The following is a 19,936-nucleotide window of genomic DNA, read 5'->3' as shown; positions in this document are numbered from 1 at the left end:
CGGAAGTTAAGCTTCCCAGCGCCGATGGTACTGCACTCGGGAGGGTGTGGGAGAGTAGGTCACCGCCGGACAATTTTTGTTCGGGAAGGGCTCCACGTTTACGCGTGGAGCCCTTTCTGCGTTTACGGGGTTATAAGGGCTTTGCTGGAGACTCACCGCCTGCTCTGGTCGCCCGGACACGGCGTGCGGTTGCGCCACGGCTCAGTAGCGAGCCTTTCTGGAGCAGTGTGACGGCGTCGAGCGGTGAAACAGCCGTGGCCGTTCTCGCCGTACACCGTCTCGCCGGGGACAACGGTGATGGCATAACGACCTCCACCGACGACATCGCGCGGCACGAACTGAACGGCAGCCACTACGACTTCGGCCGCTGGAGCCACGATGACGCGGTGTACTGGAACGGCAGCGTGACCGCCACGTCCAACAGCGGCCACGCCGGTGGCAGCTTCGGCTGCAAGACCGGCACGTTCGACTGCTCCGGGCCCGGAAAACCGGCCAACGCCTACGCGCGCGACACGATGTCGGGCCGCGCCCGCGTCCCCGTCCAGATCGGCTGCGCCGTACTCCGCCCGCGTTTCCGTCCGGATCGGCTGCGCCGTACTCTGACCGCACGACTGTGCGGGGCCGGCCTGGTACGTCCAGGCCGGCCCCGTGGCATGTACCGCTCTGTCCGGCCATGCTCGACAGATCAGATCCGTCTGCTCACCCGCTAATCGCGCCGCGGATCCGTGCGTACACCTCGATCTCGATGCGCATCCGGGGATCGGAGAGGCCGCACACGAGCATCGTCGCCGCCGGGCGGATCTCGCCGAAGTGGCGGCGCAGGGTCGGCCAGCACGGCTCGAAGTCCTCCCGATCGGGCAGCAGGTAGCGGACCCGGACGACATCGGCGAACGTACATCCTGCTTCGGTCAGCGCCGTCCCGATGTTGCGCAGGCACTGTTCGGCCTGTTCGACCACGTCGGCGGAGATCGTCATGGTCGCGTAGTCGAACCCGGTGGTCCCCGAGACGTGGACCCAGTCGCCGTCCACCACGGCCCGGGCATATCCGATCTGCTCCTCGAAAGTGGAGCCGCTCAAGATCGCGCGTCGTTCTGTCATAGGTGGAACGGTAGGCAAGCTGCGATGATATGTCTAAGACGCTTCTTCGGATGATGTGATATCTCTGCACGTATGGAACGTCCTCAGCTCGCGCTGCATCAGCTCTACGCGTTCGCCGTTCTGGCCGAGGAACTGCACTTCGGGCGGGCCGCCATCCGGCTGGGTGTCGCGCAGCCGCCGCTGAGCCAGCAGATCAGGCGGCTGGAGGAGAGGGTCGGGCATCCGCTGTTCGAGCGAAATCCCGGAGGGGTCGTCCTGACGTCGGCGGGTCACGAACTGTTGCCCGCCGCCCGGCGTGCGCTCGGCGAGATCGCGGATGGGCTGGAGGCGGCGCGACGTGTCGGTGGGGGAGAGGCCGGTCGTATCCGGGTCGGGTTCGCGGCGTCGCTCGCGCTGACGATCCTGCCGGGAATGCTGCGGGCCTACCGTGATCGCTATCCCGAGGTCGAGATGGATATCAGGGAGATGACGACGGCCCCCCAGACGGCCGCGCTCCTGGAGCGTTCGATCGACGTCGGGCTCCTGCGGGAACCGCCTGACGATCCGGGGCTGGCCGCCGAGCCGGTGTTTTCGGAGGAGTTCGTGGCGGTTCTGCCGGTTGGTCATGTTCTCGCCGGTCGGCGGGTCGTTCCGGTCGCGGAGTTGGCGGCGGAGCCGTTCGTGCTGCTGAACCGGGCGGCGGGGCCGACCGTGCACGATCGGATCGTTGGTCTGTGCCGGTCGGCGGGGTTCGAGCCGCGCATCGGTCAGCACGCGGTGGAGTGGGCGACGGTCTCCGCGCTGGTCGAGGCGGGGCTCGGGGTGTCCCTCGCCCCGGCGAGCGTGCGCCGGATCCGGCTCAAGGGGGTGGCCTATCGCCGGATCGAGCCGGACAACGCCCGCACCACGGTCGCGATGTGCTGGCGGCTGGGTGATGAGAACCCGCTGGTCGCGCGCTTTCTGGAGGTTGGTCGCAGGCTTTCCGGAGGAGGGCAGGGCCGCCCACGCACGTCCTTGGCGCCCGGCAGCGCGCTGGCGGACCGCGCCGCAGGCTGATCAAGCTGGGACAAAGCCGCCCACCGGCGACCAGATCTGGCCGGGGTGGGCGGCAACGACGGCTACTTCGGCAGTACCAGCAGTGCGTCGCCGACCCCGCGCTCCACGCCGTCGGACGGCCGGTTGACGAGCTTGTTGCCCACCACCATCGCGGTGGACCCGCCGCCGTCCAGGTTGACCGCCTGCTTGGCGCCCAGCCAGCGCATGAACTGGGCCGCCTCGATGAAGCTGGCTCCCACCGTCACACCGGGCTGCCGGCCGTCGATGGTCGCCAGGATCAGGCTGCCGTTGCGCGTGGTGCCCAGCAGCGTGCGCGGGTGGCGGCGGAGGATCATGTTCACGGAGTCCTGGCCGTCAAGCTTGGCGGTGATCTTAGCGTGCCCGTTCCTGACCAGGCCGACATTGCCCCCGATCACCCCCAGGTCGGGCGTCAGCTTGAGCGCCTTGCCGGTCCGTACGTCCACGACCTTGGTGTCGACCTTGACGGTCACGCCTTCGGCCGCGTGCGCGTTCAGCCACTCGGCGGCGACCCCGGCGACACCGTGCAGGACCCGCGTCCCCGCCGCCACCGCGGCGCCCGGCGCGCGCAGCGCGACGACCTTGCCATTGGCGTCGAGCACGGCGTCGGCGCCGTTGTCCGCGGGCGTCTTGGCGCCGTACTCCTCGGTGTAGAGGACCAGCTCGTCCGCAGCCGCGGTGCGGTTGACGCCGTTGACCGTCAGCTTCTGGCCGTCCTGGGCGATCGCGGTGACGGTCGACTTGAGTTCGGTGATGCGGGCCGTACGACCCTTGAGGACGACGGCGGAGCGGCCCGGCACGGCCTCGCTGAGCAGCTTGCCGCCGACCACCGAGATGCCGACCGGCTCACCGCGCAGGTTCTTGGCGGTGTGGATGTTGAAGAAGCCGCCGTTCACGGCCGCGAGCGCCTGGCCGGCCTTGGCCATCGAGGAGACGGTCTCGCGCTTGGCGACGCTGGTGCCGAGGGTGGCGGCGTACGAGCCGCGGAACGTCTTGGCGTCGATCATGACCACCTTGACGTCCCAGGGGCCGGTGGTCTTCATGCCGTCGTCGCCGAGGTAGTCGACCTTGACCTTCAGCCCGGCGTCCTTGAGCTTCTTGGCCGTCTCGGCGGCCTTGTCCTTCTCCTCTAGCTTCCACAGCCCGACCCGCACCATGTAGACGATCTGGGCGTCGGCGTCGGCGACCTTCGGGCGCACGACCTTCTGCAGGCTGGCCGTCTCGCCCGTGGCCTCGACCTCGGCGACCTTCGCCTCGGCCGTCTGCTGCATGCCGTAGTCGCGGCCGCTCGGCATCAGGACCGTGACGGTGTAGCCGTCGGTCGACGTACCCGATTTCACGTCCCAGAAGTCGATGCCCGGCGCCACGCTGGTCATCGTCTTGGTGGGTACGGCCGGCACGCCCAGGGGGAACTTGGCTGAGGGGAACGTCACCGAAACCCGCTCGGCGGCTGCGACGGGTACGGCCGTCCCAGTAAGGACCGTGGCCATCGAAAGGCCAATGGCGAGGGTGCGTCGAGACATGAAAACTCCAGAGGGCGGACAAAGGAACCGCCCTATCCTGGCGAGATCATGGTCGTGGAGGCAGGCAAACACGCTAAACGGCCTGAGAGGTTACAAGATTGACATCCCTCAGGGGGTTTTCCTGCGCGCACTGTGGGGGCGGCGTTACGGTGCGGTAGGCCGCGAGCTGAGCGGCATACCAGTCCGAGAGGCAGCCGTTATGGGGCTGAGCATCCTCATTGTGATCATCGCGAGCGTGGTCCTGGGGTTCATCCTGGGCGCGTTCGTCACCCGCCCCCGCGGGTGGGTGATGTACGCCCGCCCCGAGGATCGGTCCCGCGCCGACGTGACGCGCGATCCTCACGAGTGAGTACGAGTCGAGTACGAGTCGGCGAAAGCCGCACAGCTTCTGGGGTTCTGTGCGGCTTGCGCCTATGATGAGTGGCATGACACGCGTCAGCATGTGGTGGCGGCCGACAGACGGCCGCTGATCTCCGCATGCGCGGGCCGTCCTCAGGACGGGCCCGGCGCGGGTTCTTCTTCAGGGCGGCATGACCTGAAGAAAGGAACCCGTGATGAACCACGTCGTGCTCACCGGAGACCGCCCGACCGGGCCGCTCCACCTGGGCCACTACTTCGGCACGCTGGCCAACCGCGTCGCCTTGCAGGACGTCCACCCGATGTACGTGCTGGTCGCCGACTACCAGGTGATCACCGACCGGGACCTGCCCGGCGCGATCCAGCGGAACATCGCCTCCCTGCTCCTCGACTACCTGGCCATCGGGCTGGACCCCGCGAAGGTGACGATCTTCCAGCACAGCGCGATCCCCGAGCTCAACCAGCTGCTGCTGCCGTTCCTCAGCCTGGTGTCGGTGGCCGAGCTGGGCCGTAACCCGACCGTCAAGGACGAGATCGCGCACAGTACGCAGCAGGCGGTCAACGGCCTGATGTTCACCTATCCGGTGCACCAGGCGGCCGACATCCTGTTCTGCAAGGGCACGCTGGTGCCGGTCGGCAAGGACCAGCTCCCGCATGTTGAGATGACGCGGCTGGTGGCGCGGCGCTTCAACGAGCGCTACGGTCCCGTTTTCCCGGTGCCGGAGGCCATGATGGGTGCCCAGCCGCTGCTCAAGGGCCTCGACGGTGGCAAGATGAGCAAGAGCCGGGGCAACGCCGTAGCCCTGTCCGCTACCGAGGACGAGACGGCCGCGCTGATCCGCGGGGCCCGCACCGACGCGGAGCGGCTCATCACCTTCGACGAGACGAACCGGCCTGAGGTGTCGAACCTGCTCACGCTGGCCGGCCTCTGCCTCGGCCGCCGGCCCGAGTCCATCGCCGACGAGATCGGGAACGGCGGCGCCTCCACGCTGAAACGGCTGGTCACCGAGGCGGTCAACGAGTTCCTGCGACCGATCAGGAAGCGCCGCCGCGAGTACTCGGAGGCCGACGCCAGGCAGGTGCTGAGTGACGGCAACGAGCGCGCCCGCGAGCGGGCGATCGTCACCCTCGGGGAGGTGCGGGCCGCGATGGGCTTCTAATGGGGAGCTCTGGCGATGGCGAGCTCCGTGGCCGGGGATCTCAGCGGGCGGCGGTGGCGCGGCCTGGTGAAGCCCGCCTCCTTGAGCAGGCGGGCCACCTCCTTGTAGCCACGGATCCTGCCGCCGCCCGCCACCAGGTAGTTGAGATGGAGCAGATCGACGAGGGTCCGGCTGGCCCGCCCGGGCATGACGCTGTCGCCGAACTGGTCGCCGATCGCGATCGTGCCGCCGGGGTTGAGCGCCTTGGCCAGCCGCCCCAGCAGGGTGACCACCTCCTGGTCGTCCAGGCAGTGCATGACGTTGAACAGCAGCACCACGTCGTACCCACTGCCCAGATCCTCGTCGAGGAACGAGCCGGCCCGCAGCGTCAGCCGGGGGTGGGCGGCGGCCGATTCGAGGGCCTGAGGCAGGTCGATCACGGTGCCCCGCAGCTCCGGGTGGCGTCGCAGCAGTTCCACGCTGTAGCGGGCGTGGCCGCCGCCCACGTCGAGCATCCGCGTCGCGCCCGCGGGGACGGGGATGGCGCCCGCGGCGGCGGGGGCCTGGCGGCCGGCCACGGCGGCGGTCCACGCCTGGAACGAGCGCGACAGCTCCGGTTCGCTCTCGGTCAGCGCGTACAGCGAGGTCATCGGCGACCCGTCACGTACGGTCCTTTCGAGCTGCGGCCAGATCACGCAGGCGGTGCGCTCCCAGAAGTACAGCCCCTCGGCCAGGCAGGCGGGGGAGCCGGTGGTGAGCCAGATCCGCGCCGTGCGGGTCAGCCGGTAGCGGCCGCCTCGCGCGCGCAGGTAGCCGAGCCCGGTCAGGCCGCGCAGCAGCACGTCCGTCGCGTGCCGGTCCAGGCCGAGCGAGCCGGCGAGATCGGCGGCGGTCGCGGGGCCGCCGCGCAGGGCGTCGAAGAGGCCGAGCCGCATCCCCGCGATCAGCGCGTGCAGGCCCATGACGCCGAAGTAGTCGAGCATCGGGGGCAGGATCGACAGGCGGTGCGCCGCCGCTTCCAGGGAATTGCCGAATAGGGGCACATCGCGACGGTAAGCCCCGAGGGGCGGAAATGTTACCTGTGCTCCCTGCGGAACGACTCCAGCGCCAGCAGCGCCACGTGCAAGGACAGGCACGACTCGACGTCGTCCAGGTCGGTGTCGAGGATGCGTTCGAGGCGGCGCAGCCGGTCGTAGAAGGCGGGCCGCGACAGGTGGGCCTTCTGGGCGGCCACGGCCTTGTTGCGGCCCGCGTCCAGGTAGATGCGCAGGATGCGGGTCAGGTCGCCGCCCCGCTGAGCGTCGTGCGCCAGTAGCGGTCCGAGCTCCCGCTCGGCGAACGTCTGCAGCCTGGCGTCGTCGCGCAGCAGGTGGAGCAGCCCGCGCAGCCGCAGGTCGGGCAGCCGGTAGAAGGCCCGGCCGTCGGGCTGGCGGACCGCCACGTCGGCCACCTGCTCGGCTTCGAGGAAGCTGCGCCGTACGTCCCTGATCGACTCCACCACCGAGCCCGAGGCCAGGACGAACGCGGCGCCGGGCTTCCACAGCATGCGCAGCCGCTCGGCGAGCGCGGTCAGCGCGGCCTCGGCGCCCGAGCGTGGCGGCAGGGGGAGCAGGACGCCGACCCGGTCCTGGTCGAGCGCGCCCACCAGGGCGGGCAGCCGGGCGTCGCGGCAGGCGGCGGCGGTGGCCTCGGCCAGCTCGCCGAGCTGCGCCTGCCCGTCGAGTGCCTGCTCGATGGGGTCGGTCGGGCGGATGACGACGCTGACCAGCTTGCGCCCGGTGAGCGGCACGCCCACGGCACGGGCGCGGGCGGCGGCCTCGTCCGGATCGGCGTAGGCGTGCGTGAGGATGCCGGTGATGATCGTGCCGTGCGCCTGGCGTTCCAGGGACTCCTGGTGGCGTTCGAGCAGACGGCCCAGGGCGAGCGTGGTGGCGGCGCGCTCGGCGAGCACCAGGTCACGGGGCGACGGCGGGCTGTCGCAGAGCAGGATCAACCTGCCCCAATCCTGCCCGCGCGCGCCGACCGTGGTGACCAGCCAGCCGGAGGCGGCGTCGTAGGCGGTCCGCTCGGCCGGCGCGACCGCGCGCGACCTGGTCTCCCATCCGGCCAGCAGCGCGCCGGTGTCGCGGCCCGCGGACTCGCAGGCGAGCACCTGGTGGGCGAGGTTCTCCAGCAGGACCGGGCGGTTCGACAGCCGGGCCACCTGGGCGAGCACCTCGGCGGGCGACGCGCCCTCGACGGAGAGCTCGGTGAAGACCTCGTGCAGCTGCTCGGAGGCCCGCAGCTCCTCCAGCTGGATGTCGATGATCCGCGCGTGCACGGACTCGGTGATCTGCACGAACGGCGTCTCGCGGGTCAGCACGATCAGCGGCAGGCCGTGCTCCTCGGCCGACTTGACGACCGCGCTGGGCAGCTCGCGGACGAACCTGCGGCCCAGCTCGACGATCAGCCCGGAGGCGCCGACGGCCGAGAGCTCGCCGATGTAGTCGGCGAGCTTCTGGGGGTCCTCGGGCAGGGCCACCCCGGTGGTGAGCACCAGCTCTCCGCCGCGCAGCAGGTGGGCGAGGTCGGCGATCTCGCCGACGTGCACCCACCGCACCTTGGTGTCCAGCCGGTCGCCGCCCGCGACCACGCGCGGACTCCCGCGACGGACGGTGTCCAGCGCGAGGACGTCGGCGATGGTGGGCAGCACGCGCCCGAGCCTAGCCGATCAGCCTGTAAGATCGGATAGGCACCCATTTACAGACTGCTCATCACGAGCCCAGTTCGTCCTCTCTGAACTCCCGGATGGGCTGCTGCACCCGCAATTCCACTCGCCGGATCTTGCCGGAGATGGTCTTCGGCAACTCGCCGAACTCCAGCCTGCGCACCCGCTTGTACGGAGCCAGCTCGCGCCGCGAGTGCTCGAAGATCGAGCGGGCCGTCGCCTCGTCCGCCTCGAACCCGGGCGCCAGCGTCACATAGGCCTTGGGCACCGCCAGGCGCACCGGATCGGGCGCGGGCACCACGGCCGCCTCCGCCACGGCCTCGTGCTCCAGAAGTACGCTCTCCAGCTCGAACGGCGAGATGCGGTAGTCGGAGGCCTTGAAGACGTCGTCGGTCCGGCCGACGTAGGTGATGTAGCCGTCGGCGTCACGGGTCGCGACGTCGCCCGTGTGATAGTGCCCACCCCTCATCGCTTCACTAGATCCACCGACATATCCGGACATGAGGCCGAGGGGGCGGTCGGCCAGCGGCAGGCAGATCTCCCCGTCGTCGCCCGCCTCGCCGGTGATCGGGTCGAGCAGCACGATCTCGTAGCCGGGCAGCGGCCGGCCCATCGATCCCGGCTTGACCGGCTCGCCGGGCACGTTGCCCACCTGGGCGGTGGTCTCGGTCTGGCCGTAGCCGTCCCTGATCGTCAGCCCCCACGCCTTGGCGACCTGGTCGATGATCTCCGGATTGAGCGGCTCGCCCGCGGCGACGGCCGTGCGCAGCGGCAGCCGCCACGCCGCCAGGTCCTCCTGGATGAGCATCCGCCACACGGTCGGCGGCGCGCAGAACGTGGTGACCCGCTCGTCGCGCAGCACCTCCAGCAGCGCCACGGCGGAGAAGCGCTGGTAGTCGTGGATCAGCACGGTGGCACCCGCGTTCCACGGCGCGAACACGTTGCTCCACGCGTGCTTGGCCCAGCCGGGCGAGGAGACGTTGAGGTGCACGTCGCCGGGCCTGAGCCCGATCCAGAACATGGTCGACAGGTGGCCCGCCGGATAGGAGGCATGCGTGTGCTCGACCAGCTTGGGCTGCGAGGTCGTACCCGAGGTGAAGTAGAGCAGCAGCGTGTCGCCGGCCCTGGTCGGGCCGTCGGGGGTGAAGTGCTCGGCCGCCTCGCGGGACTCGGCGTAGGGCAGCCAGCCGTACGCGTCGCCGACCGCGATCCTGGTGTAGCCGCCGTCGTCGAACTTGCCCGAGTCGGAGGCGTTCGCGATCACGTGTGAGACGCCGCCGCGTTCGACGCGCTCGACGATGTCCTTGGCGGTCAGCAGCGTGGTCGCCGGGATGATGACCGCGCCCAGCTTCATGGCCGCCAGCAGCGACTCCCACAGCTCGGCCTGGTTGCCCAGCATGAGCAGGATGCGATCGCCACGTTGTACGCCCTGCTCGCGCAGCCAGTTCGCGACCTGGTTGGACCGCGCGGACAGCTCGGCGAACGTGTAGGAGACCCTGCCGACGATCTTCAGTGCGACCGCGTCGGGGGTCTCGGCGGCCAGCACGCCGTCGAACCAGTCGAGCGCCCAGTTGAAGTCCGTCAGCTCCGGCCAGCGGAACTCGCGGCGGGCCGTCGGATAGTCGGCTCCGAGAAGGAGATCGCGTGCGGCGCGGAAATCGCTCATGCCCCGGATCCTGCTACGTCCCCAGCCGTCTCTCAAGACCGTCGAGCACCGACACGAGGCCGAAGTCGAAGCTCACCTCGCGCATCACCTGCGGATTGTCGTAATCGATGGCGTTGATCCGCTCCACGAGCTCGGGGTAGCCCGCGGCGGCCTTGGCGACGAACTCGCGCAGGCGGTCCTGGTCGTAGTCGTGGTCCTTCGCCGCGGAGTCCCAGGCGACCTGGGGGATCGTCATGCCGAACACATAGGCGGTGAGCGTCGAGTTGGCGTAGTCGATGTCCAGCCCGGTGAATCCGGCCAGCCTGAACGCCTTGTGCATCTGGTCGGTGACCCGGAGCGCGTTGGGGCCCAGCGCGGGCATGCGGCCGATGAGGTCGGCCGACCACGGATGCCGCAGGATCACCTGGCGCATGCTGTGGGACATGACCGAGCAGGTCTCCCGCCAGCCCATCACCTCGGCGTCGGGGACCATCATCTCGCCCCAGACCTCGTCGTAGACCAGCTCCAGCAGCTCGTCCTTGTGGGCCACGTACCAGTAGAGGCTGGTCGCCCCCGCGCTGAGCTTCGCGCCGAGCTTGCGCATGCTCAGCCCGGCCAGGCCCTCGGCGTCGAGCAGCTCCACGGCGGCCATGACGATCTCCTCGCGGCTGCGGCCGGGGCTGGCCGCCTTGCGCGGTTCGCGGAACCACACGGAGTTGTACTGCCTGCTGGTCACACCTCTAGGATAAATCCACTCGCACGCTGTACGAGTCCTGTCGTACAGTGTGCGAGTGGAATCGAACACTGTGCGAGACCCCCGCCGCTGGTGGATTCTCGTCGTACTCTGCCTGTCGCTTCTGGTGCTGGTCGTGGACAACACCGTCCTCAACCTGGCCATCCCCAAGCTGATCAAGGATCTGGGCGCGAGCCCGGGTGACATCCAGTGGATCATCGACGCGTACGTGCTGGCCTTCGCCGGGCTGTTACTGACCGCCGGGAGCCTGTCCGACCGGTTCGGGCGCAGGCGCTTCCTGATCGTCGGGCTGGCGTTCTTCGGCGGCGCGTCGCTGCTGGCCGTGCTCTCGACCGAGCCGTGGCAGCTCATCGGCGCGCGGGCCCTCATGGGCGTCGGCGGGTCGGTCCTGATGCCGTCCACGCTGTCCATCCTGATGACCGTCTTCGACGAGGGCGAGCGGCGCAAGGCCATGGCCGCGTGGAGCGCCGTCGCCATGGTGGGCGTGATCGCGGGGCCCACGCTGGGCGGCTTCCTGCTCGACCACTACTGGTGGGGCTCGGTCTTCCTGCTGAACATCCCCATCGCGGCCGTCGCGATCATCGCCGCCGTCACACTGATGCCCGAGACCCGCAGCGCCGGGCGGAAGATCGACCCCGTGGGCGTCCTGCTGTCGATCGTCGGACTGACGGCGGCCGTGTACGTCATCATCGAGCGCGAGTGGAACCCGGTCGGCATCGCGATCGCCGTGGTCTTCCTCGGCGCCTTCGTCATCTGGGAGCGGCGCTCGGAGCACCCGATGCTGCCGCTGGAGCTGTTCAGGAACCGCAACTTCAGCGGGGCGTCGTTCTCCATCCTGCTGATGTCGTTCGGGGCCGGCGCCGTGATGCTGATGCTGACCCAGTACCTGCAGTTCGTGCTGGGGTACGGGCCCATGCGGGCGGGCTTGGCGCTGCTGCCGTACGCGGTCGCGGCGGCGGTTTTCAACGGGCTCGGCGCCGCGCTCGGGCAGAAGGTCAGCAATCGGACGCTGATCGCCGCGGGGCTGGTGGTCATGGCCGGTGGGTTCGTCGTCCTCGCCACGACCTCCGGTTACCTGCCGCTGCTCACCGGTCTGCTGGTCATGGGGGTGGGCGGCGGTCTCGCGGGGCCTGCGGCCTACGCGTCGCTGATGGGGGCCATCCCCATGGAGCACGCGGGCGTCGGCTCCGCGCTGAACGACACCGTGCAGCAGGTCGGCATGGCCATGAGCATCGCCATCCTGGGCAGCGTGCTGGCCGGGGTGTTCACCTCGGCGATGCCCGCCGACGCGCCCGAGGCGGCCAGGGAGTCGATCGGCGGTGCCTTCAAGCTGGGCATCGTGGAGCCGGCCCGCGCGGCCTTCACCGACGCGATGCACTTCGGCTGCTGGGTCGGGGCCGGGTTCTGCGTGGCGGCCGCGCTGCTCGCGCTCGCGGTGCTGCGACCGCCCGCTCCTGTGGAGACCACCGAGCCCGCCCGGGTCTAGCGGACGCGGGGGTCGCGCATGGCCTCCAGGCTGTCCAGTTTGTGGGTCCGCTCGTCGTGGCCGACCTGCCGCAGCAGGTCGGCCACCGACCGGTAGCGGCCGTACTCGGCGGCGTAGGTGCCCGGGTCGGGGATGAAGTCAAGGTCCGGGTTCTCCGCCACGAACGTCATGTACTCGTGCTCCGCGTGGTCCTCGAACTCCGCGTTCAACCGGTAACTCCAGTCGGGCCTGACCAGGAACAACACCCACGACACGTGGTAGTAGAAGAACGCGATCAGCCACGGCGCCGCCTTGTGCAGCACCCAGTTCTGCCTGAGGCCGTGCCGCTGGACGAGGTCCTGCATGATCAGCAGGTGCCACTGCTCGTTGTCCTGGTCGGCGCGGGCCTCCACGATGCGCTCGAAGACCCGCCTGGCCAGGCCCGAGCGGCCCGCGTGGCGGTGCACGGCCCAGTAGCCCATCCGCTCCCACGCCTGGTAAGGCACGCGGGCGATGATCTCCAGCATGGCGAACTTGGTGAACGAGCCCTGCTTGCCGTACATGAGGTCGACGGGCTTGAACATCATCCTGGCCAGCAGGCTGTACGTCATGCGCGGGGTGTCGAGGGTGTCCCGCTGGGCCTGGAGCAACTGGTCGCGGCCGAGCTTCGGCGGGCCCGGATGGACGTCGGGCCGGTGGTCGACGGTGATGGTCATGTCCGCTCTCCTTGAGTCGTTCCTGGTGATGACTCGATGGTGGGGGAGCGGGGGGTGGCCGGTCGTCGGCCGCCGGTGGGCAATCGCCGTGCTTCCCGTGGCGTACCGACCAAGGCGGCCGTACGCCCGCAGGCGCACGGGAGATCCCCTAGGGTATGTGACACCATGTAAGGGGATTTTGTGTCATGCCAACAGGTTGGAGGCGGGTGGCGCGATGACAAACCGGGATACTCGTAGCATGTCGGAGCTTCTCGCCCGCCACCGGGCAGTGATCCCCAACTGGGTGGCACTCAACTACAACGAGCCCATCGAGATCGTCAGCGGCAAGGGCAACCGCGTCGTCGACGCCGATGGCAAGAGCTATCTGGACTTCTTCGCGGGCATCCTCACCAACATGATCGGGTACGACGTGCCCGAGGTGCGCGAGGCCGTCGAACGCCAGCTCGCCACGGGAGTCGTCCACACCAGCACGGTCTACCTGCTGCGCGGCCAGATCGAGCTGGCCGAGAAGATCGCCAGGCTCTCCGGCATCCCCGATGCCAAGGTCTTCTTCACCAACTCCGGCACCGAGGCGAACGAGACCGCGCTGCTGCTGGCCACGTGCGCGCGCAAGAGCGACCAGGTGCTCGCCATGCGGCAGAGCTACCACGGCCGCAGCTTCGGCGCGATCAGCGTCACGTCCAACCGGTCGTGGAAGAACAACTCGCTCTCCCCGCTGAACGTGCACTTCCTGCACGGCGCCGACCGGCAGCTCACCCAGTTCAAGGGTCTTTCGGACGCCGACTACATCGCGGCCTGCGTCGACGACCTGCGCCATGTGCTGGCCACGGCCGTCTCCAACGACGTGGCGGCGCTGATCGCCGAGCCGATCCAGGGCGTGGGAGGGTTCACGATGGCCCCCGACGGGCTGTTCGCCGCCTACAAGGAGGTCCTCGACGAGCAGGGCATCCTGTTCATCTCCGACGAGGTGCAGACCGGCTGGGGCCGCACCGGCAGTGCGTTCTTCGGCATCCAGAACCATGGCGTGACGCCCGACATGATGACCTTCGCCAAGGGGCTGGGCAACGGGTTCGCGGTCGGCGGCGTCGTGGCCCGTGGCGACCTCATGGACAGTCTGCCCGCCGTGGGCCTGGCCACGTTCGGCGGCAACCCGATCTCCATGGCCGCCGCCAACGCCACGCTCGACTACGTGCTCGACCACGATCTCCAGGCCAACGCCGCCAGGACCGGCAAGATCATCATCGACGGCCTGCGGGCGGCGGCCGAGCGGCTGCCGATCATGCGGGACGTACGCGGCAAGGGCCTGATGTTCGCCATCGAGCTGGAGAGCCCCGCGCAGGCCGCGCGGTTCATGGAGGAGAGCAAGAAGGCGGGCCTGCTCGCGGGCAAGGGCGGCCTGTACGGCACCGCCATCCGCATGGCCCCGCCGCTCACCCTCACGGTGGACGAGGCCACCGAGGGCTTGGGCATCATCGTGCACGCACTGGAAGTCATCAACGCAGAGGCAACGCAGTGAAGTCTGTCAAGCACTGGATCAACGGAGCTCTCGCGGACGGCGACAGCCGGACACAGGAGATCTTCGACCCGGCGACCGGCGAGGTCAGTGGGCACGTCGCGCTGGCGTCGGCCGCCGACGTCGACGCGGCCGTGGCCGCCGCCGTGGCGGCCTTCCCCGCCTGGCGCGACGCGTCGCTGACCAAGCGGGCGCAGGTGCTGTTCCGCTTCCGCGAGCTGATGTACGCCCACCGCGACGAACTGGCCGCGCTCATCTCGGCCGAGCACGGGAAGGTGCACTCCGACGCGCTCGGCGAGGTCGCCCGGGGCCTGGAGGTCGTGGAGTTCGCCTGCGGGATCCCGCACCTGCTCAAGGGCGGCTTCTCCGAGGGCGTCTCGACCCGGGTCGACTCCTACTCGCTGCGCCAGCCGCTCGGTGTGGTGGTGGGCATCACGCCGTTCAACTTCCCGGCCATGGTGCCGATGTGGATGTACCCGATCGCGATCGCCTGCGGCAACACGTTCGTGCTCAAGCCGTCGGAGAAGGACCCGTCCGCGTCGCTGCTCATGGCGCGGCTCTGGCAGGAGGCGGGGCTGCCCGACGGCGTCTTCAACGTCGTACAGGGCGACAAGGTCGCCGTCGACCGGCTGCTGGAGCACCCCGACGTGCGCGGTGTCTCCTTCGTCGGCTCGACCCCCATCGCCAGGTACGTCTACGAGACCGGCACGAGCCACGGCAAGCGGGTGCAGGCGCTCGGCGGAGCCAAGAACCACATGCTCGTGCTGCCCGACGCCGACCTCGACCTGGTCGCCGACTCGGCCGTGTCGGCGGGCTTCGGCTCGGCCGGTGAGCGGTGCATGGCGATCTCCGTCGTGCTGGCCGTCGATCCGGTGGGCGACGAGCTCGTCCAGAAGATCGTCGAGCGCGTCGACAAGCTGGTGATCGGCCCGGGTGACGACCCCAAGTCCGAGATGGGGCCGCTCGTCACCGAGGCGCACCGCGACAAGGTCGCCTCCTACCTCGACCTCGGCGTCGAGGAGGGCGCCAAGCTCGTCGTGGACGGGCGCGAGACGACCCTGCTCGGCGGCGGCAAGGCGCTGGAGTCGCCCGGCTTCTGGCTCGGCCCGACCGTGCTCGACCACGTGCCCGCGGGCTCGCGGGTGCACACCGAGGAGATCTTCGGGCCGGTCCTGACGATCGTCCGCGTCGGCTCGTACGAGGAGGGGCTGGCGCTCATCAACGGCGGCGCGTACGGCAACGGCACCGCGATCTTCACCAACGACGGCGGCGCCGCCCGGCGCTTCCAGAACGAGGTCGAGGTCGGCATGATCGGCATCAACGTGCCGATCCCGGTGCCGATGGCGTTCTACAGCTTCGGCGGGTGGAAGTCGTCGCTGTTCGGCGACACGCACGTGCACGGCACCGAGGGCGTCCACTTCTACACCAGGGGCAAGGTCGTCACCTCGCGCTGGCTCGACCCGTCGCACGGCGGCGTGAACCTGGGCTTCCCCACGAACGGGTAACCGACGTCCACCAGGCGTCCCTCTCTCCGTGTGCCCGATAAACTCCAGCACACGGATGAGAGGGGCAACGTGGATCGCCGTATACCTGCCATGGCACTGGCCGTGACGGCTCTGGTCGCCAGCATGGGCGCGGCGGGCCCGACACCGAAGAAGACGCCCAGTTCGAGCCCCACCCCCACCCCTTCGGCGAGCCCGACGCAGGGCGACGGCACGCTGCAGATCCTCACCTACCGCGGCTACGCCGAATACGGCGGCACCAGCCCGAGGGTCAACTGGGTGGGCGACTTCGAGAAGACGACCGGCTGCCGCATCGCCCGCCTCGACACCGTGCAGACCGCCGACGACATGGCCCGCGCCGTCGCCGCGCGCCCCTACGACGTGATCTCGGCGGGACCGGTGCTGGCGGCCTCGATGATCAAGGCCAAGCAGGTGCAGCCCATCGACCCGGCCAAGGTCACCGGCTACGACGACCTCACCAAGCGCTTCCGCGACATGACCAAGGTGTCGAGCAAGATTTACGGCGTGCCCTACCTCTGGGGCTACCACGAGTTCCTCTACGACTCGACCAGGGTCAAGAGCGCCGACCTCAAGAAGGTCTTCCAGTCCGACCACGTGGCGCTCAAGGACAGCCCGCTGACCATCGCCGACGCGGCGCTCACCGACAGCGGTGTGGACGACCCCTTCGAGCTGACCGAGAGCCAGCTCGACCGGGCGGTGGCGCTGCTGGGTGAGCACAAGGACCGCACTTACTGGAAGAACCCGCTCGACCTGGTCAAAGGCTTCGCCACGGGCTCGCTCGACTACGCCCAGGCGACTCCGTACTATCGCCTGCTCCTGCAGAAGGCGGGAAAGCCGATCAAGGCGGTCACCGCGCGCAAGATGACCGGATGGCTCGACTCCTGGATGCTCGGCGCCAACCTCCCCAACACCGACTGCGCCTACCGCTGGCTGAGCTGGATGGCGGCGGCGCCGGCCCAGCGTGACGCGGCCGCCTGGGTCGGGCAGGCCCCGGCCAACCCCAAGGCGTGCAAGGGGCGGGCCAAGCAGATGTGCGACGCGTACGGGGCCGACAAGCCGAAATGGCTCGACCGGGTCGCCTTCGCCGTCCGGCCGCCGGGGGATTGCGAGGGTTCTGATGGGGAATGCACTGATTACGACCTCGCTTGGACCAAACGGTGGGGTGCACTGGTGAACTGAGCGGGGGATGTCAGCCCATACGTGACCTGAGCCGCGGGCGCGCCCCGTCCCCCCGCTGGGCCGCGCCTGCAGAGACGCCCCGGGCCTTCCCCCCGCTCCGGGGCGTCTCGCTGTTCCCGGTCGGCTGATCGTGATTTTGACTGAATGGCCAATCAGCGAAAATTCGACTGAATGACCAGTCAGTGAGTAAGGTCGCACCATGAGAATCCTTCTGGTCGGGGCCGGCGGCGTCGGCTCCGCTGTCGTGTCCATCGCCGCGCGCCGAGATTTCTTCGAACACATCGTGGTCGCCGACTCCCAACAGGGCCGGGCGGCGCGGGCCGTCGACGGCGTGGACGATCCACGGTTCACCGCCATCGGGCTCGACGCCGCCGATCGGGCGGGGGTCGAGGCGGCGCTCCGGGAGCACCGGTGCGACGTGCTGTTCAACGCCGTCGATCCGCGGTTCACGATGCCGCTGTTCGAGGCGGCGCTGGCGGCCGGGGCCGACTACCTGGACATGGCGATGTCGCTGTCCAGGCCGCACTCCAGCCGGCCGTACGAGCAGCCCGGGGTGAAGCTGGGCGACGAGCAGTTCGCCCGCGACGGCGAGTGGCAGGCGCGGGACCGGCTGGCGCTCGTCGGGATGGGCGTGGAGCCGGGACTGGCCGACGTGTTCGCCCGCTACGCCGCCGACCACCTGTTCGACGGCATCGACGAGATCGGCGTCAGGGACGGCTCGAACCTCGTCGTGGACGGCTACGACTTCGCGCCGACGTTCTCCATCTGGACGACGATCGAGGAGTGCCTGAACCCGCCCGTCGTCTGGGAGGACGGAGGGTGGCACACGACCGAGCCGTTCAGCGAGCCCGAGGTGTTCGACTTCCCCGAGGGCATCGGGCCCGTGGAGTGTGTGAACGTCGAGCACGAGGAGGTGCTGCTCGTGCCCCGCTGGATCCCGGCCAGGCGGGTGACGTTCAAGTACGGGCTCGGCGAGGAGTTCATCGGCGTGCTCAAGACCCTGCGCAAGCTCGGGCTGGACAGCGCCGACAAGATCAGGGTGGGCGGTGCCGACGTGGCGCCCCGCGACCTGGTGGCGGCGAGCCTGCCCGACCCGGCCACCCTCGGTGACCGGATGCGCGGCAAGACCTGCGCGGGTACGTGGGTGAAGGGCACCGGCAAGGACGGCGCTCCTCGCGAGGTCTACCTTTATCACGTGGTCGACAACGCCTGGTCGATGCGCGAGTACGGCTCACAGGCCGTCGTCTGGCAGACCGCCGTGCACCCCGTCGTCGCGCTGGAGCTGCTGGCGAGCGGTGTCTGGAAGGGCACGGGGGTGCTCGGGCCCGAGGCGTTCGACGCGGTCCCGTTCCTCGACCTGCTGACCGAGTACGGCTCGCCCTGGCGGATCCGCGAGGCCGCCGCCTAGGACGAGCGGCCCCGCGAGCCCGCCGCCTAGGACGAGCGGCCCCGCGAGCCCGCCGCCTTCAGCCGCGGACCCGCCGTTTTCATCCGCGGGCGTTCAGCGCGAGGGGAAGGCGACCACCGTGGCCAGGGGCGCGGGAATGAGCGCTTCGGCGCAGTCGGCGCAGGCCATCACGGGCGCGTCGTCGGGGAAGCGCCCGACGCGCACCCGCGGCCTCGGCCACCTCTTGTGGCAGACGACGCACGCGTCTCCGTCGAGCTGCGCGCAGCTCAGGCCATCAGGGTCGAACGTCAACATGTCCTGTGCCGTTCCTGTCGGACCCCAGTTCATCACGCTCCCAGCTGCGGTGGGCCAGTCGTCTACCGGATCCGTTATAACCCCGGTCGCGCTCCTGATCGTCAAGTGGAGCGTCAAGCCCGGGTGAATTCTCTACCCGCTCCACGCCCCGTACACCTACAAAAACGGGCATCCAGCCGCAAGCTGGATGCCCGGTTCGTACGCTTTTCCTACAGGCTGGCGAACGCCTTCTCCAGGATGCCGAGACCCTCCTCAAGCAGGTGCTCGGGCATGACCAGCGGCGGCAGGAAACGCAGCACATTGCCGTATGTGCCCGCGGTCAGCACCAGCAGGCCCTCCGCGTGACAGCGCCGGACGACCTCGGCGAGCGCGGCCGGGTTCGGCTCCTTCGTGCCCGGCTCGACCAGTTCGACCGCGATCATCGCGCCACGGCCGCGCACGTCGCCGATCACGTCGAAGCGCTCGCGCATCGCGTGGAGGCGGGGGAGCATGATCTCGCCGATGCGGCGGGCCTTGGCGACCAGGTCCTCCTCGGCGATGGTCTCCAGCACGCCCAGCGCGGCCGCGCAGGCGACCGGGTTGCCGCCGTACGTGCCGCCGAGACCGCCGGGGTGCACCTTGTCCATGATCTCCGCGCGGCCGGTGACGGCGGCGAGCGGAAGGCCGCCCGCGATGCCCTTGGCGGTGGTGATGAGGTCGGGCACGACGCCCTCGTCCTCGCAGGCGAACAGGTGGCCGGTGCGGGCGAAGCCGGTCTGCACCTCGTCGGCGACGAACACGATGCCGTTCGCCCGGCAGAACTCGGCGATCCTCGGCAGGAAGCCCTTGGCCGGCTCGATGAACCCGCCCTCGCCGGCGATCGGCTCGATCACCACGGCGGCGACGTTCTCCGCGCCGACCTGCTTGTTGATCATGTCGATGGCCTGCGCGGCGGCCTCCTTGGCGCAGTTCTCCGGGCCCGTCGGCCAGCGGTACGGGTAGGCCAGCGGGACCCGGTACACCTCCGGCGCGAACGGGCCGAAGCCCTGCTTGTAGGGCATGTTCTTGGCCGTCAGCGTCATGGTCAGCAGCGTGCGGCCGTGATAGCCGTGGTCGAACACGACGACCGCCGGGCGGCCCGTGGCGTGGCGCGCGATCTTGACGGCGTTCTCGACGGCCTCGGCACCGGTGTTCAGCAGGACCGTGCGCTTCTCGTGGTCGCCGGGGGTCAGTTCGTTGAGCTTCTCGCAGACCTGCACGTACGACTCGTACGGGGCGACCATGAAACAGGTGTGGGTGAACTCGGCGACCTGCTTCTGGACCCGCTCGACCACCTTGGGGGCGGCGTTGCCGACACTGGTCACGGCGATGCCGGAGCCGAAGTCGATCAGCGAGTTGCCGTCGGCGTCCTCGATGACGCCACCGCCGGCGCGGGTCACGAACACCGGCAGCACGGTGCCGATGCCCGGCGGCACGGCGGCCTGCTTACGGGCCAGCAACTCCTGCGATTTCGGGCCTGGGATCGCGGTGACGAGACGACGCTCCTGCGGAATGCTCATACTTCTGACGGTACGCCGGGCACC

General features: G+C 69.6%; 18 protein-coding genes. 9 read left to right on the top strand and 9 right to left on the bottom strand.

What is annotated here, in order from left to right:
- Positions 1-254 precede the first annotated feature (254 nt).
- Positions 255-710, top strand: coding sequence for a hypothetical protein (locus AB0B91_RS53445; RefSeq protein ID WP_358338903.1), 456 nt, complete (start codon positions 255-257; stop codon positions 708-710).
- Here the strand turns inward: AB0B91_RS53445 and AB0B91_RS53440 are convergent.
- Positions 700-1,098 (bottom strand): RidA family protein, encoded by a 399-nt coding sequence (locus AB0B91_RS53440; protein ID WP_358338900.1) that lies wholly within the window; start codon positions 1,096-1,098, stop codon positions 700-702. The two genes, AB0B91_RS53445 and AB0B91_RS53440, sit on opposite strands and share 11 nt — an antisense overlap.
- 72 nt (positions 1,099-1,170) lie before the next feature.
- On the opposite strand from AB0B91_RS53440, the gene AB0B91_RS53435 reads away from it, so the two are divergent.
- Entirely contained in the window at positions 1,171-2,133 is a 963-nt protein-coding gene (locus AB0B91_RS53435; RefSeq protein WP_358338897.1) for a LysR family transcriptional regulator, read from the top strand.
- A 62-nt stretch (positions 2,134-2,195) separates the two neighbouring features.
- Here AB0B91_RS53435 and AB0B91_RS53430 read toward each other — a convergent pair whose 3' ends face one another.
- Positions 2,196-3,674 carry a phosphodiester glycosidase family protein gene (locus AB0B91_RS53430; protein WP_358338895.1) on the bottom strand — a complete coding sequence of 493 codons (1,479 nt, stop codon included), beginning with the start codon at positions 3,672-3,674 and terminating at the stop codon, positions 2,196-2,198.
- A gap of 199 nt (positions 3,675-3,873) precedes the next feature.
- Between AB0B91_RS53430 and AB0B91_RS53425 the strand changes: the two genes are divergently transcribed.
- A complete protein-coding gene (locus AB0B91_RS53425; protein ID WP_219538900.1) occupies positions 3,874-4,023 on the top strand; it encodes a hypothetical protein in 150 nt (49 codons plus the stop codon).
- A 205-nt stretch (positions 4,024-4,228) separates the two neighbouring features.
- Positions 4,229-5,191, top strand: coding sequence for a tryptophan--tRNA ligase (trpS, locus tag AB0B91_RS53420; RefSeq protein WP_358338891.1), 963 nt, complete (start codon positions 4,229-4,231; stop codon positions 5,189-5,191).
- Here the strand turns inward: trpS and AB0B91_RS53415 are convergent.
- The 4 genes from AB0B91_RS53415 to AB0B91_RS53400 form a co-directional block, all read right to left on the bottom strand.
- Positions 5,188-6,213, bottom strand: a complete 1,026-nt coding sequence (locus tag AB0B91_RS53415) for a methyltransferase (protein WP_358338888.1) — start codon at positions 6,211-6,213, stop codon at positions 5,188-5,190. The two genes, trpS and AB0B91_RS53415, sit on opposite strands and share 4 nt — an antisense overlap.
- A gap of 32 nt (positions 6,214-6,245) precedes the next feature.
- A complete protein-coding gene (locus AB0B91_RS53410) occupies positions 6,246-7,862 on the bottom strand; it encodes a PucR family transcriptional regulator ligand-binding domain-containing protein (protein ID WP_358338885.1) in 1,617 nt (538 codons plus the stop codon).
- A 61-nt stretch (positions 7,863-7,923) separates the two neighbouring features.
- A complete protein-coding gene (locus tag AB0B91_RS53405; protein ID WP_358338882.1) occupies positions 7,924-9,543 on the bottom strand; it encodes an AMP-binding protein in 1,620 nt (539 codons plus the stop codon).
- A 13-nt stretch (positions 9,544-9,556) separates the two neighbouring features.
- Positions 9,557-10,258 (bottom strand): TetR/AcrR family transcriptional regulator, encoded by a 702-nt coding sequence (locus AB0B91_RS53400; protein ID WP_358338879.1) that lies wholly within the window; start codon positions 10,256-10,258, stop codon positions 9,557-9,559.
- 55 nt (positions 10,259-10,313) lie between these two features.
- Between AB0B91_RS53400 and AB0B91_RS53395 the strand changes: the two genes are divergently transcribed.
- On the top strand, positions 10,314-11,762 hold the full coding sequence (locus AB0B91_RS53395; RefSeq protein ID WP_358338877.1) for an MFS transporter: 1,449 nt from the start codon (positions 10,314-10,316) through the stop codon (positions 11,760-11,762).
- Here AB0B91_RS53395 and AB0B91_RS53390 read toward each other — a convergent pair.
- A complete protein-coding gene (locus AB0B91_RS53390) occupies positions 11,759-12,457 on the bottom strand; it encodes an alternative oxidase (RefSeq protein WP_358338874.1) in 699 nt (232 codons plus the stop codon). The genes AB0B91_RS53395 and AB0B91_RS53390 overlap by 4 nt on opposite strands.
- 238 nt (positions 12,458-12,695) lie before the next feature.
- On the opposite strand from AB0B91_RS53390, the gene AB0B91_RS53385 reads away from it, so the two are divergent.
- The 4 genes from AB0B91_RS53385 to AB0B91_RS53370 all read left to right on the top strand — a co-directional run bounded on the left by AB0B91_RS53385 (position 12,696) and on the right by AB0B91_RS53370 (position 18,080).
- The gene (locus AB0B91_RS53385; RefSeq protein WP_358338871.1) at positions 12,696-13,973 is read left to right on the top strand and encodes an aspartate aminotransferase family protein; all 1,278 of its coding nucleotides are present in this window, start codon (positions 12,696-12,698) and stop codon (positions 13,971-13,973) included.
- Positions 13,970-15,475: a CoA-acylating methylmalonate-semialdehyde dehydrogenase gene (locus tag AB0B91_RS53380; RefSeq protein ID WP_358338868.1), complete on the top strand. Its 1,506-nt coding sequence runs from the start codon at positions 13,970-13,972 to the stop codon at positions 15,473-15,475. Before AB0B91_RS53385 ends, AB0B91_RS53380 begins: the two co-directional genes overlap by 4 nt.
- A gap of 90 nt (positions 15,476-15,565) precedes the next feature.
- Positions 15,566-16,672, top strand: a complete 1,107-nt coding sequence (locus AB0B91_RS53375) for an extracellular solute-binding protein (RefSeq protein ID WP_358338865.1) — start codon at positions 15,566-15,568, stop codon at positions 16,670-16,672.
- A gap of 199 nt (positions 16,673-16,871) precedes the next feature.
- Complete coding sequence (locus AB0B91_RS53370; protein WP_358338862.1) at positions 16,872-18,080, top strand: saccharopine dehydrogenase C-terminal domain-containing protein; 1,209 nt, start codon at positions 16,872-16,874, stop codon at positions 18,078-18,080.
- Between the two features lie 93 nt (positions 18,081-18,173).
- On the opposite strand, the gene AB0B91_RS53365 is transcribed toward AB0B91_RS53370, so the two are convergent.
- Entirely contained in the window at positions 18,174-18,374 is a 201-nt protein-coding gene (locus tag AB0B91_RS53365; RefSeq protein ID WP_358338859.1) for a hypothetical protein, read from the bottom strand.
- Between the two features lie 209 nt (positions 18,375-18,583).
- Positions 18,584-19,912: a 4-aminobutyrate--2-oxoglutarate transaminase gene (gabT, locus tag AB0B91_RS53360; protein WP_358338856.1), complete on the bottom strand. Its 1,329-nt coding sequence runs from the start codon at positions 19,910-19,912 to the stop codon at positions 18,584-18,586.
- Positions 19,913-19,936 lie beyond the last annotated feature (24 nt).

This window comes from Nonomuraea sp. NPDC049141, assembly GCF_040648415.1.
GTDB lineage: Bacteria > Actinomycetota > Actinomycetes > Streptosporangiales > Streptosporangiaceae > Nonomuraea.
This window is presented reverse-complemented; position numbering and strand designations above follow the sequence as displayed.